The 13,602-nt window shown below is 59.9% G+C and carries 12 protein-coding genes; 2 read left to right on the top strand and 10 right to left on the bottom strand.

From position 1 onward, the window contains the following. Positions 1–2: 2 nt before the first annotated feature. From denD to araD, 5 genes are all read right to left on the bottom strand, one after another. A complete protein-coding gene (gene denD / locus N1937_RS25520; protein ID WP_260059158.1) occupies positions 3–989 on the bottom strand; it encodes a D-erythronate dehydrogenase in 987 nt (328 codons plus the stop codon). A gap of 19 nt (positions 990–1,008) precedes the next feature. Further along, positions 1,009–1,737 carry a FadR/GntR family transcriptional regulator gene (locus tag N1937_RS25515; protein ID WP_260059157.1) on the bottom strand — a complete coding sequence of 243 codons (729 nt, stop codon included), beginning with the start codon at positions 1,735–1,737 and terminating at the stop codon, positions 1,009–1,011. 122 nt (positions 1,738–1,859) lie between these two features. Beyond that, positions 1,860–4,505 carry a DNA ligase D gene (gene ligD / locus N1937_RS25510; RefSeq protein WP_260059156.1) on the bottom strand — a complete coding sequence of 882 codons (2,646 nt, stop codon included), beginning with the start codon at positions 4,503–4,505 and terminating at the stop codon, positions 1,860–1,862. A gap of 379 nt (positions 4,506–4,884) precedes the next feature. Beyond that, positions 4,885–5,595 (bottom strand): ribonuclease activity regulator RraA, encoded by a 711-nt coding sequence (locus N1937_RS25505; RefSeq protein WP_260059155.1) that lies wholly within the window; start codon positions 5,593–5,595, stop codon positions 4,885–4,887. Positions 5,596–5,716: 121 nt separating this feature from the next. Next, complete coding sequence (gene araD / locus N1937_RS25500; protein WP_222296203.1) at positions 5,717–7,453, bottom strand: L-arabinonate dehydratase; 1,737 nt, start codon at positions 7,451–7,453, stop codon at positions 5,717–5,719. A gap of 138 nt (positions 7,454–7,591) precedes the next feature. On the opposite strand from araD, the gene N1937_RS25495 reads away from it, so the two are divergent. Beyond that, complete coding sequence (locus tag N1937_RS25495) at positions 7,592–8,311, top strand: GntR family transcriptional regulator (RefSeq protein WP_260059153.1); 720 nt, start codon at positions 7,592–7,594, stop codon at positions 8,309–8,311. Positions 8,312–8,347: 36 nt separating this feature from the next. Here N1937_RS25495 and N1937_RS25490 read toward each other — a convergent pair whose 3' ends face one another. The 3 genes from N1937_RS25490 to N1937_RS25480 form a co-directional block, all read right to left on the bottom strand. Further along, positions 8,348–8,629: a hypothetical protein gene (locus N1937_RS25490; protein WP_222296207.1), complete on the bottom strand. Its 282-nt coding sequence runs from the start codon at positions 8,627–8,629 to the stop codon at positions 8,348–8,350. Between the two features lie 168 nt (positions 8,630–8,797). Continuing rightward, the gene (locus N1937_RS25485) at positions 8,798–9,262 is read right to left on the bottom strand and encodes an NUDIX domain-containing protein (protein WP_260059152.1); all 465 of its coding nucleotides are present in this window, start codon (positions 9,260–9,262) and stop codon (positions 8,798–8,800) included. A 24-nt stretch (positions 9,263–9,286) separates the two neighbouring features. Then, a complete protein-coding gene (locus tag N1937_RS25480; RefSeq protein ID WP_260059150.1) occupies positions 9,287–9,472 on the bottom strand; it encodes a hypothetical protein in 186 nt (61 codons plus the stop codon). A gap of 192 nt (positions 9,473–9,664) precedes the next feature. Between N1937_RS25480 and N1937_RS25475 the strand changes: the two genes are divergently transcribed. Continuing rightward, positions 9,665–10,345 (top strand): peroxiredoxin-like family protein, encoded by a 681-nt coding sequence (locus tag N1937_RS25475; protein ID WP_260059149.1) that lies wholly within the window; start codon positions 9,665–9,667, stop codon positions 10,343–10,345. A gap of 248 nt (positions 10,346–10,593) precedes the next feature. Here the strand turns inward: N1937_RS25475 and N1937_RS25470 are convergent, their stop codons facing one another. After that, a complete protein-coding gene (locus tag N1937_RS25470; protein WP_170276283.1) occupies positions 10,594–11,553 on the bottom strand; it encodes an HD-GYP domain-containing protein in 960 nt (319 codons plus the stop codon). Positions 11,554–11,638: 85 nt separating this feature from the next. Next, a complete protein-coding gene (locus N1937_RS25465; protein ID WP_260059147.1) occupies positions 11,639–13,453 on the bottom strand; it encodes a putative bifunctional diguanylate cyclase/phosphodiesterase in 1,815 nt (604 codons plus the stop codon). Positions 13,454–13,602: the final 149 nt, after the last annotated feature.

Genomic DNA, 13,602 nt, shown 5'->3' with positions numbered 1-13,602 from the left:
TCTCATCCGGACGCACCCGGAGCGTCTTCGGCGAGGTAGACCTCGATCAACTCATCCACCGTGTTTTCGGCGACGAAACCCAGTTGCACCGCGCGTTCAGGCGCAAAGGACTTTGGCCATCCGGCAACGATCCCTTCAATGACCTCGTCGCGGCGGCGATCGATCAAGTCCGCTGCCTCGGGACCGGCAGCACGGCTTAAGGCGGCAATCTGGTCGGCAACAGTGGCGGCGACGCCCGGCATGGTAAGCGTGCGCCGGACACCCAGCGCCGCGGTGTCGAGCGTGGCAGCATGGATCAGGAACTTGATGGCGGACCGCGGGCTTGCCAGCCAGTGCTTGACCGTTTCCTCGACCGGAAGAACAGCCCGCTGGCCTGCAAGCGGTTCACGCAGGATTCCGGAAAAGAAGCCCGATGCGGCGGCGTTTGGCGCACCGGGGCGTATTACGATCGTCGGCAACCGAATTCCGACGCCGTCGATAAAGCCGCGCCGCGAATAGTCGGCAAGCAGAAGCTCGGAAATCGCCTTCTGGACTCCGTAGCTGGTGAGAGGTGCGAGCACGTAATCGTCGGGAATGGGATCGGGAAACGGCGAGCCATAGACCGCGATCGACGAGGAGAATACGAACCGGGGAACATAGGATTGGCGGCTTCCTTCCCGGCGGATCGCTTCCAACAGCAATCGCGTGCCGTCGAGATTGACCCGGTAGCCGAGTTCGAAATTGCGCTCGGCTTCGCCGGAAACGATCGCGGCGAGATGGAAGATGACGTCGGCACGGCAAGCCGCCAGGGCTTCCGCTGCGCCGCTTTCGGAAATATCGGCGGCCAGAGCTTCCACCGGCGCAACGACACCCGTGGGTATCGGTGGAGGCGCGATATCCACCAGCGTTATGCGCGTGATTGTGTCGCCGCCGAGGGAGCCACTGCGCCCCAGCGTGGCAGCGAGCTTCCGGCCGATCATTCCTCCCGCCCCGACAATGAGAATATGCATCGTGTCGCCTCCCTGCGAACTACGAGAAGAGTAACTTGGTCGTCGTATAAATGCGGGTTTCGTGGATTGCGAAGGCCGCAGCTGCGGCCTCCGGGTCCCGCGTTTCCAGGCCGGCGAGGATCATCCGGTGGTCGGCGATGCTCGAGGCGATACTCCCGGACTGCGAAACGACGCGCTTTCGGTGGCTCAGGAGATAGGAATAAAGGTCGGCGGCCACATCAGCCAGCACCGCGTTGCCGCTGGAACGGTAGATGGCCGTGTGAAATTCCCGGTCACATATTAGAAAACGGACAGGATCGTCACACGTGGCCTCCTGTGCTGCGATCGAATTGCGAAGATAATCGAGCGTTGAAGGCTCGATCTTGACGGCTGCCGCCCTTGCTACTCGTGCTTCGATTAGAAGCCGCGCCTCATGAACATCATCGAGATTGTAGGCTGCAATGTCGCGATAACGCGCCGCTTGAACAGCCAGTTCGCCGACGTCCACGGATGCCACCACGGTTCGCATCCCTTGCGCGACCGAGAGGATGCCGTGGGTGGAAAGGATGAGGATCGCGCCACGCACTGTCTCGCGGCTGACCGAAAGCGCGGAAGCCAGTTCGCGTTCGCCTGGCAGCGGATCGCCCACCTTGAGAATACCGGTTGCAATGAATGTTGTGATCTTCTGGACGACGAAGTCTTTCATCGAGGTCTTCGGCGCCCCGCCGAGCGTCGCAACGTCGTCTTCGAGCATCGCTCGAACATCCATTGCTTTCCCCTCCTCGCCCATAGTTCTACTGGTCCGGTTAGTGGACCAGTAGAACCGAGCTTACGAAGGTTGTCAACGCTTCATGTCCGCAACCTGGTCAATCGATATCATCAGCGCCGAGTTCAAGCGGCTTTGGAGATTCTGCCGAGGCGCTTGATTGCCTGTTCCAGTGGACGCTTGCCATCGCCGTAATCTTCCCAGGCAGAGGACTTCGACAGCAGGGCCGGAACGGTGCGGATGGTGAAGCGCTTCGGGTCCAGGTCCGATTTGACCTGGGTCCAGGTCAGTGGCATCGAGATGGTGGCACCCGGGCGGGCGCGCGGTGACAAAGGCGCCACCGCCGTCGCCATCCGGTCGTTGCGCAGATAGTCGAGGAAGATCCGGCCGTCCCTGAGGCTCTTCGTCATTTTGATCAGATAGAGATCGGGATTGTCGCGCGCCATCTGCTGGCACACATCGTGGGCGAAACCCTTCGCTTCGGCCCAGGAAAGCGGCTTGCGCTTGTTGACCGCAAGCGGAGTGACAACGTGCAGACCCTTGCCGCCGGTCGTCTTGCAAAAGCTGATGAGGCCCAGCGCATCGAGACGGTCGCGCATTTCGCGGGCTGCCGAAACGACCGCGGAGAAGGGCACGTCCGGACCTGGGTCGAGGTCGAAGACGAGCCGACCCGGCACCTCAGGCTGATGCGGTTCGCAATTCCAGGGATGCAGCTCGACGGCGCCGATCTGTGCGACGGCAGCCAAGCCTTCGACACGGTCGATCTGCAGATAAGGCTTTTTGTCGCCAAAGACCTTGACCAGTTCGAGAAGGTTCGAGGTGCCGGGCATCGCATGGCGCTGGAAAAATTGCTCGCCGCCGATCCCGTCGGGTGCGCGGATAACCGAACATGGGCGTCCCTTGATGTGCTCGATCAGCCAGGAACCGACGGCTTCGTAGTAGCGGGCCAGCTCTTCCTTGGTGACGGGTCCGCCGTCATTGGCATTCGGCCATAGCGGCTTGTCCGGGTTTGAAATCAGCACCCCCATGACCTCGGCCTTGGCGCTTTTTCGGCGGACGGGCCTAGCCTTCGCCTGCGCCGCCGGCTGCGGCACGTCAATTTGTGCGGGCTTCGCCGGCCGTTCAGCCTTGACCTCTTTCGCCGGCTTGTCTTCCCGCAATCCCTTGAAGGCCGCCTGCCGGACAATGCCGTCGGCGGTCCAGCCTGCAAATTCGATTTCCGCCACGAGCTCGGGCTTCAGCCAAGTGACCTCGGCCTCCTTTCTCGGTGCGCCGACGCCGGTGAAAGGCGATTTCGCCGTCTCGAGCGCCTTCAACTTCGGCAGCAGCATTTCCACTTTCTTTGCGCCATATCCGGTGCCGACGCGGCCGACATAGACGAAGTGGTCGCCGTGATAGACGCCGACCAGCAGGGATCGGAATTTCCCGTTGGTCTTGGCATAGGCGCCGATTACCACCTCATGGCCGGCACGGCATTTCGACTTCGCCCAGCTTTCGGTACGGCCGGATTGATAGGGTGCATCCCCTTGTTTGGAGATGATGCCTTCCAGCGAGAGCTTGCAGGCAGACCGGAGAACTGCATCGCCGCCGGTCTCGAAATGCTCGACGAAACGGATGCGCGGATCGCTGCCGGCGTCGGACAGAAGGCTTTGAAGCCGCGCCTTGCGCTCGACGAGAGGCAGAGATCGCAAATCTTCCCCTCCCTCGTAAAGAAGATCGAAGGCGAAATAGACGAGCGCGCCGGTCTTGCCTTCCGATAGGGCCGCCTGCAGGGCTGCGAAATCCGGTACGCCATTGTCGCCGAGGGCGCAGATCTCGCCGTCGATGATCGCATCGGGCAGTGCCGATGCCGCCTCGGCGATCTCGGGATATTTGGCCGTCCAGTCGAGCCCTTTCCTGGTCTTCAGCGTCACTTCACCATCCAGCACGCGCATCTGGATCCGGTAGCCGTCGAACTTGATCTCGTGAATCCAGCCGGTGCCAGCCGGAGGGCGCTCCAGGGTCTGGCAGAGCTGCGGCGCAATGAAATCCGGCAGATCGACCTTTGTGATCGGTTTCGATTTCCGACCGCCTCTGGCGTCCTCTTTTCGCTGTTCGGCAGCCAGTCCGCGGTTGCTGTCCCAGACGGCATCGGCCTGAACATCGCCATCCGCGACCATGAAAGGCTTGGGCCTTCGTCCCTTGCCGGCGGCAATCATTTCCATGGTTCGGCCGGAGGCAACGGAGGTGTCGTTTTCCTCAAGGATCGCTTCGCCATTCTCCTCGACCGAAAACTCGTCGTGGTGTTTGATCAGCAGCCAGTTGGTGCGCTTGCCACGGTCGCGATCGTTGCGCATCCGTACCAGCACAAAGCTGCCGTGCAGGCGTTTGCCTTCCAAGGTGAACTTGAAGTCGCCTTTTGCCAGCGCCTGCTCCGGGCTCTTCTTTCCTTCCGGTTCCCAATAGCCCCGATCCCAAAGCATCACCGTGCCGCCGCCATACTGGCCTTTCGGAATCGTGCCTTCGAAATCACCATAGTCCAGCGGGTGATCCTCCACCTCGACGGCCAGCCGCTTGTCGTGCGGATCGAGCGATGGGCCTTTCGTGACAGCCCACGACTTGAAGACGCCGTCCAGCTCGAGCCTCAGATCGTAGTGCAGTCGGGTGGCGTCATGTTTCTGGATGACGAAGCGACGACGGCTGCCGCGCGCGAGGCGTTTTTCACCGCTCGGCTCGGCCGTCTTTTGGAAATCGCGCTTCGATCGATAGGTCGATAGTTTGTCACTGGCCATGGTCGTTCCCCAAAGCAACCCCGACAGCGAAATGCCGGCCGAGGGCTGGAAGTTCCATTACAGTCTTATCCCGGCGCTAATCGGGAAAACGCGCGCTTCGGCAAGACCTCGCCTCATCGGAGGCGAGGTCATCATTGATACTCTAGATGGCCGCGTGGCGCACTGCCGGGGCGGATGCGTGGCAGGCTTCCTCTTCCAAGCCCGGCCGGCATGCTGGCTTCTGATGGTAACTGACACGAGGTTTCGACGAGGAATGGCTCTCAGGTGCGCCGCCTTAGAGCACCGTGCGTCCTTTCGGACGCACAAAGGACGTTCCAACTCTTTCAATCCTCGCATCGTGCTTTCCGAAAATCGATTACGATTTCGGGCCGATGCGCTATTAGCGGCCATTCACTTTCCGCCATTCGGCAAAGAGCGTCAGATTCCTGTCGTCGGTGGCCGGGTAGAGGCCGATGATCGTGTGGCCTTGCTTGACGCGTTCGGTGACGAAATCCTCGTAAGCGGTCATCTCCACCGCTTCGTCGGCGATCTCGTCGGCGATCTCGGCCGGGATGACGATCACGCTGTCGTCGTCGCCCACAATGACGTCGCCCGGGAAGACCGCCACATCGCCACAGCCTATCGGCACATTGATGTCGATTGCCTCGTGCAGCGTCAGGTTCGTCGGGCTGGAGGGACGATTGTGATAGGCGGGAATATTGAGACCGCCAATCGTCATGGCATCCCGGAAGCCCCCATCCGTAATGACGCCGGCGCCACCGCGCATCATCAGACGAGTAATCAGGATGTCGCCGGCAGACGCTGCGCGCGGATCCTTGCGGCTGTCCATCACCAGAACATGGCCTTCCGGACAAGTCTCGATGGCAAGCCGTTGCGGATGTTTCGGGTTTCGAAAGACGTTCATCGCATTGCGATCCTCGCGCGCCGGCATGTAGCGCAGCGTGAAGGCCGGCCCCACCATATTGCGGCCCTTCGGCTGCACCGGCCGAACATCCTGGATCGCCTGGTTTCTCAGGCCGCGTTTATAAAGCGCCGAGCAGAGCGTCGCGACCGAGACACCCATCAGCTTTTCACGGGTTGCCGAGTTCATATTTCCTTCTCCTCGTTTAATTCGGACGCAGAAGCTGCGAATCCAGCTTGAAGGGACCGGCAGCGAAGCCAGCTTAGCCGTGCGGGGATTGTTCGTTGACCGCGGTCAAAAAGGTCGTGCCTCAGTTGATGGCCGGTTCCGACGTCTTGCCGCCGAATTCCGTCTTCAGGAAATCAAAGTCGCAGCCTTTGTCGGCTTGCTCGATATGGCTGGAGAACATAAAGCCATAACCGCGCTCGTAGTGCCGTGCGGGTGCCACCCAGGCGGCGCGGCGCGCCGTCAATTCTTCTTCGGAAACCACCATATTGAGGCTGCGTGCGGGGATATCGAGCTCGACCATGTCGCCCGTTCTCAGCAGCGCCAGAGGCCCGCCAACATAAGATTCCGGTGCGACGTGCAGCACGCAGGCGCCAAAACTTGTTCCGGACATGCGGGCGTCCGAGATACGCACCATGTCGCGCAGGCCGAGCTTCAACAGCGCCTTCGGCATTGGGATCATGCCCCATTCCGGCATGCCCGGTCCACCCTGGGGGCCGGCATTGCGTAGAACGAGCACAGTGTCCGGCGTCAGCGGATAATCGGGATCGTCGATGATCTTCTTCATCTCCGCATAGCTGTCGGCAACCAGCGCCCGACCGCGATGGCGATGGAATTTTGGGTCGCAGGCCGCCGGTTTGATGACCGCGCCGTCGGGACACAGGTTGCCCTTGAGCACTGCTAGCGAACCTTCGTGATAGACAGGGTTCGACAATGGCCGGATAACATCTTCATTGTAGATCTTCACCTGGTCGAGACCGTCCACCAAGGGTTTTCCCATAACGGTAATCGCAGTAGGATCCAGCTTGTCGCCGAGCTGCTTCATCAGGGCGCGCAGGCCACCCGCATAAAAGAAGTCCTCCATCAGGTAGGTCGAACCAGAAGGCCGGATGTTGGCGAGAACCGGCGTCGTGCGACCGATGCGATCGAGATCATCGAGCTCCAGCGGGACGCCGGCGCGCCGCGCCATGGCGATCAGGTGAATGATCGCATTGGTGGAGCAGCCGGTCGCCATGGCGACTGTGACTGCATTGTCGACGGCCGCGGGAGTGATGATCTGATCCGGCGTCAGATCCTCCCACACCATATCAACGATGCGGCGGCCGCAGCCCGCCGACATGCGTTGGTGGTTGGCGTCGGCTGCCGGGATCGAGGAAGCACCCGGCAGCGTCAACCCCATAGCCTCGGCGATTGCCGTCATCGTCGATGCCGTGCCCATGGTCATGCAATGACCGTAGCTACGGGCTATTCCGCCTTCGATGCCCTGCCACTCCTCCTTGGTGATCGTACCGGCGCGACGCTCGTCCCAGTATTTGAAGCCGTCGGTACCGGAGCCGAGCGTCTTGCCGGCATAGTTGCCGCGAAGCATCGGGCCGGCGGGGAGAAAAATGAAGGGAAGGCCCATGCTAACCGCGCCCATGACAAGGCCCGGTGTCGTCTTGTCGCAGCCACCCATCAAAACGGCGCCATCGATAGGATGGCTCCGCAGGAGTTCCTCCGTCTCCATCGCCAGCATATTGCGATAGAGCATTGTGGTCGGCTTGACGAAGTTTTCGGAAAGAGAAAGAGCCGGCAGTTCCATGGGGAATCCACCCGACTGAAGAATTCCGCGCTTCACCCATTCGGCGCGTTCACGAAAATGCATGTGGCACGGCTGGGCATCGGACCAGGTGTTGATCACCGCAATGATCGGCTTTCCCTGCCAGTCCTCGGGTGCATAACCCATCTGCATGGTCCGTGACCGGTGGCCGAACGAGCGCTGATCGTCCGGCAGCATCCATCGGGCGGACCGCAATTGCTCATAGGTTTTCCTCGCGGTCACGGCTTTCCCCACCTTTTCGCTTGCTCATCTGCGCGTCTGCAGAACTGATATTTTAGTTTGACACATATATCAATGGAAGTTTGCGTTCTTGTGCGTTGGGCCGCGCAAAGCTATGAATGGACTAAAAGGATGCCCCACATGAATTCCCGGTTCGCCTCCGCCTTTGGCCTGACTGCACCTGGCTTTCCAGCCATCGCCGGCAGTACTGTCCAGCGGATCTATGATGATCTGCGCAAGCGAATCGTCACCATTCAGCTGCCGCCGGACACCACCTTGTCGCGCACCGAGCTTACGGACACCTATGAAGTCAGCCAGACGCCCATCCGTGACGCACTGCAGCTTCTCAAACAGGAGGGCTTGGTTCGCATTTACCCGCAGTCCCGCACTGTGGTGACCAGGATCGACATCCCGCAAATTTATGAAGCACATTTCCTTCGCGTTGCGCTGGAAACCGAAGTTTGCCGTCGCCTCGCAACCGATCCGGATCCAGATTCGAGCGTCATCACGCGAGCCCGGTCGATCATCAAGATGCAGTCGGCAGTCGCCGACGACGCAGATCAGATCGCAATCTTCCAGGAGCTTGACGAACTCTTTCACCAGACACTGTTCGCAGGCGCCAAGCGCAGCAGCCTCCACCAGCTGATACGCGAGCGGTCCGGCCATCTCGACCGCGTTCGTCGTCTGCATCTGCCCGAAAAGGGCAAGATCATGAGGATTCTCGATAGCCACCACGCCATCATCGACGCGATTGCCGCTCGCGACGAACAGCCCGCTGTCGATGCAATCCGCGAGCATCTCAGCCACACCGTCGCAAAGGTGGAAGACCTGCGGAAGGCGTTCCCGGATTATTTCGTCTGATCTGCCGCATTGCATTCGAGCTGCCCTCGCCCACGGCTAGTGGACCACGCCGTTCGTCTTCGTCCTGTTCGAGAACTGATGGACGAGCATGATGCCCTGCTCAAGCAGCAACTCGGCCGCCATCAGATCGCGCGGCGTGAGATCGCCGGATAGCCCGCGAATCGTATTCGCGACGCAGATGGAGTTGGCGACAAAGCGGGTGTCGCCCTCGCCTTCCGCCTCCTCGGCCGTTGCTTCCAAAGCATCGGCGACGGTGTCGAGCAGGCTCGAGCGTTCGATAAGCGTCATGTCGTTCAGGGTTTTGGAAATGCCGTTCATGATTGTCTCCTCGCGCGCCCAGGGCACGTCGCAGCGCCGATTTCTCCATTTCAGTCACATGGCGGTCATTGTCAGATAGGACGGCTGTCTTCAGAAGCAACTCATGGCTGCCGCGCACCTCATGCATGACAGTAGCGAGATGGAGACGGTTCACCGAACTTCGGCCGATCATTCCAGATGCTTCAGGAGACCGGCAAGTATTGGTCGCTGGCCTTTCAAGAGTTTTATCGCTGCGTCGGCTGGGGAAAACCACCCGGCCCGATCGACTTCCGGAAAGCGTTTTACCTGGCCGGACCGTGGCGGCCATTCCATTTGAAATTTGGAGGTCTGTATCACATTCACGTCTAGTACCGGATCGGCTTCGATCGACCACGCGACAACTATCTTTCCGCCAGGTTGCCGGTATTCGCCCAACGGTGTGAACCTGCCATCGACTACTGCACCCAGCTCTTCGGCAGTCTCTCTGATTGCCGCCGCGAGTTCATCCTCTCCCGGCTCGATCAGCCCCTTCGGGATCGACCACGCAGCCTCGTCTTTCCTAGCCCAGAAAGGACCACCCGGATGCACGAGAAGCACTTCGATGTCCCTGGAAATGCGCCGGTATATCAAAAGTCCGGCGCTGCGGATTGCCATCGCCTTGTGCCCTTCTTGTGTCGATCATGAGGCCAGGCATTCCTCACAGATGCCGCAGCCGTCATCGTCCATCCACTGACGCCGGCGCTTGCAGCAAAGGCAAGCACGACTGTCGGGTTGTTCCTTTTTGTCTTCCGGTGGAATGATCTCGATCGTCGTGCCGATTTGAGTGTCGGCCACAAGTAGAGTCTCGGCCACAAGTTCCGCCATCTCGTTGCTCCATTAGTCTATTCTAAATAAGATAGGAGCGGCAATCGCTACCGGCAAGCTCTCAGCGCCGGTCGGAGGGCCAAATGGCAACCACATTCGCGATCTCAACATGGAGCGCTAGGCCCTGTTGCGACAAGTGCTACAGTCAAAATTCGGTCGTCCACCTGGACGATGCGGCAAAGGAATTATTCCATGGGAGACCAGAAACGCCCGCTGCAACCGGGAGAAACTGCCCCCGCCTTCGCGCTCGCCACGGCCAACTTCGACGGAACGGTCTCTTTCGCCGACTTGAGCGGTCGCCCGTTCGTGATCGGGTTCTTTCGCGGCTTGCACTGCCCGTTCTGCCGACGCCAGTTAGAACAGCTTGCCGGCTTACAGCCGGCCCTGCGCGCCGCCGGGGTGGAGACCGTCGCCGTTATCAACACGCCGGTGGAACGTGCCCGCCTGTATTTCCGCCACCGGCCGACGCCGATAACGCTTCTGTGTGACCCGGACTGCCGCACGCATCGGGCCTACGGCGTGCCGCATGGCGAGTTCCTGCCCGATGGGAGCTGCGAGCAGCCCGAATGGCCCTATGGCGCAACGATGGCGCAGTTCCAGGCGGCACGCATCAACCCCACGGGCGAACTGCCGGAACCGCTGCACCCGATGGAAGCCAACACGGTGCTCAACGCCAAGGACGGCTTCGAACTTGACGAGGCCGATCATGCGATCTTCGCAAACCACGCTACTCAGCTCGTCGGCCACTTCCTGGTCGATGCGACGGGCACCATCGGCTGGGCACAAATCGAGTCGCTCGACGGACCGAACAGCCTCTCCATCTTCCCGACCGCGGCGGAGATCATCGCCGCCGCCGGCAACCTTGGACGCTGACCTGCAGCGGCCAGCGTTGCTGCACGATGGATCGTTCTTATGAACCGGCCCCTGCCGCCGAAATGACCGCCCATCCGGAGCGGAGTTGCAATTGACGTTTGGCCGGTACGACGCGCCGTTCGGCAAATGACGGCTCTGGAGCATGATGCCGAAAAGTGTGAGCGGTTTTAGGACGACATCACGCTCCAACTATATAACGTAGAACAGGATTCAGATTTTAGGCCGATCCGGCCTAAGATCATCCGGTTCTAGTGGAGCGTGCCGCTGATCACCATTTTTGATACGAATGCGGAAAGAAGCTGGCTATCGAAATGGCCCGGCGAATTCATCATCATATTGATCGCCTCCGCTTGCGAGAAGGCGCGCTTATACGGCCTGATGGTGGTCAGCGCTTCGTAAACGTCACAAATCGCCGCAAGCCGGGCGACGTAAGGGATCTTCTTTCCGGCGATCCGACCAGGATAGCCCGAGCCATCGAACTTTTCGTGGTGGTAGCGACAAATGTCGAGCACCGGCTTCGGGACATGGGCGACACAAGACACCAGCTCATATCCCCGCTGAGGGTGCCCGCGGACAAGATCCATTTCCTCGGCCGTCAGCTTACCGGGTTTCGTCAAGATGTCGTCCGGGAGCGCCATTTTTCCAAGATCGTGAACCAGTCCGCCGAGTCCCAGGACCCGCACATCCTCTTCTCCATGACCGAGGCTGCGCCCCAGGGTGATCATCAATGCGCTAACAGCCAGCGAGTGGAGGAACGTCAGCTCATCCTTTTCCTTCAGCTTTGCGACTGCAATCAGCGCACCGGCGTTGTCGAAGGCTGCCGACATGATCCGCTCCACAGCCGCGCTTGCCGCATCACTGGCAAAAGACGCCTTGATCCTGGCGTGGGCAAGCATTTGACGGATCTGCGGCCGTGTATCCTCGACGCATTCCCTCGCCTGCTTGATATCCTTTGCCGAAAACACGGCACGAAGCTGGGCGTCAAACGCAGTCCGGTCGATGTCCTGCGGCCCACCCGGATCGACATCGGCACCTTTTCCGACGTCGATCACGACAGTCATCAGGCGGCTTGCCATCAAACTATCAACCTGACCGGCTGCCGAGATCAGGAACGGCTTGAACCGACGTGTCCTGTCTTCTCCCTCAATTTCGACGTCCTCGACATACATTCCGACCCGCAATTGGCTGACATGTATCCGTTTTCGCATCTCTGATCCGTTCAAAATGATCTTGGTACTCAAGCGTTGTCTCAGGTATCCGGGGCTGGCCCGAGCGCGAAAACCTTCGCTCAAGCTATAGGGCTCCGGCACGGGTCTTGTTTTGGTTGAGCCGTTGTCCATGCTGCTCTAAAATAGCCGCGGCAACCGTTCGATCGACTGCTTTCGAAAACAGATAGCCCTGTCCGAGCTTGCAACCGAGCTGGCTCAATTGAACAGCTTGGGGTTCTGTTTCAATCCCTTCTGCGACGACCCGGATTCCCAGCTTGTGAGCTATTCCGATCAGGCCCTCAACGATGACGGTCCCAGCGTCACCCGGCACCATGCGGTCGATGAAGGACTTGTCGATCTTGATGATGTCGACCGGCACCGTCAGCAGGTGGGTCAAAGACGCGTAGCCCGTGCCGAAGTCGTCGAGGGCTACCCGCAAACCCTTGGACCGAAGAGCCTTGATCTCGTTCGCTACGACATAGTCCCGTTGTCCGAGATAAACCGATTCCGTCACTTCGAGGATGATGTGCTTGAGGGGAACCTCCGCTTCCCCGAAAATTCGGCACAGCCTGTCTTGCAGATTACCGCCGCGAAAATCTGCGGCGGACAGGTTGATGCCGACATGTTGGAGGGGAAGGCCCCGGGCGAGCCAGATGCGGATGTCCCTCGCAACCCTCAGCAACATTCGTTGGGTCAGCTCAGCAGCAATATGCGCGTCTTTCGTCGCCTCATGGAAATGCGCTGCGGCGATGATTTCGCCGGAAGGCGTGGTCATTCGACACAAGGCTTCGAAACCGACAATTTCCCGCGTATCGAGGCGCAAGATCGGCTGGTAATGCGCGTCGATCCGATCGTCTTCCAGGGCGATACCCACATCGCGAACCGCCCTGAAGCGTCGGGTCAGGGCGGTGCCAAGGCCGGGATAGTGTTGCACGTACCGGCCGCGGTTGTGTTCTTTTGCATGATAGAGCGCCACATCGGCGTTCTGGCGGATCTGGTCAGGGTTTGTTTCCGTCTCTGCCAACGCACCGCCAATCGTTGCGGCGGGAAAGACGACATGACCGTCGCACGTTGAAGGAGAAGACAGTGCTTTGAAGATGTCGGTCGCCCTCGCATTCAGATCAAGGTCTTTGTCGTCCGACACAATGACAGCAAACTCATCTCCACCGAGCCTAAACGTGTTTTGGGAGCCTGCTGTCGTGGCGACCCGGTCTGCAACCACTTGAATCAATGCATCGCCGGCTGCGTGCCCGAACGTGTCATTCACGAGTTTCAAGTTGTCGATGTCCACCAGCAAGATGCCCCAGGCGCGCCGGGATCGAGGCAGCTCTTCGGTGAGAAGCTGGTTGAAACGAGCGCGATTCGACAGGCCCGTCATCGCGTCGCTGTATGTGAGCCGCTGGCGTTCCATCACCCGTTCTTCGCGATCGATGGCGATTGTGCAGAGATGGGCACAAGCATCGACGAGGTCCCGTTCGAGGGCCTTTGGACCGCGGTGGTCTCGATAGTAGAAGGCGAAGGTGCCGATCACCCGGTCGCCACGCTTGATCGGGCTGGACCAGCAAGCCTTCAACCCCAGCGGAAGGACCAGGGACTTGAAGTCCCGCCAACGCGGATCAGTCTCGATATCGGTGACAATGACCGCTTCTCCGAAATAGGCAGCAGCGCCACAGGAGCCCGCAAGAGGACCGGCTTCAAGATTGTCGACCGCCGCTGAATAGTGAGGCGGAAGGGAGGGGCCAGCCAGTGTGTGAAGACGGCTCCCGTCAAACGTCAGCACCGAAGCGATGATCCCAGGAATGGCGGCCTCAACCTTCAGGCAAAGTTGCTCTATCGTTGCTGCCAGCGGTTCCCCTTTGGCAATCATTTCCAGAATGGCATTCTGCAACTCAAGGATCATGACGTCACTTCCCGGAAGGAGACCCTCCGTACCAAACCGACTTTCAAATCAGGTTACGCCGTTGATTAGATTTTGATCGAATAGGCGCCGGATGATCATTTCAGTCGCGCCGACGTCGCGTGCGAAAGGGGTTTTCTCTACCTTCTGAC

The sequence above is a fragment of the Rhizobium sp. WSM4643 genome, assembly GCF_025152745.1.
Classification (GTDB): Bacteria; Pseudomonadota; Alphaproteobacteria; order Rhizobiales; family Rhizobiaceae; genus Rhizobium; species Rhizobium leguminosarum_I.
This window is presented reverse-complemented; position numbering and strand designations above follow the sequence as displayed.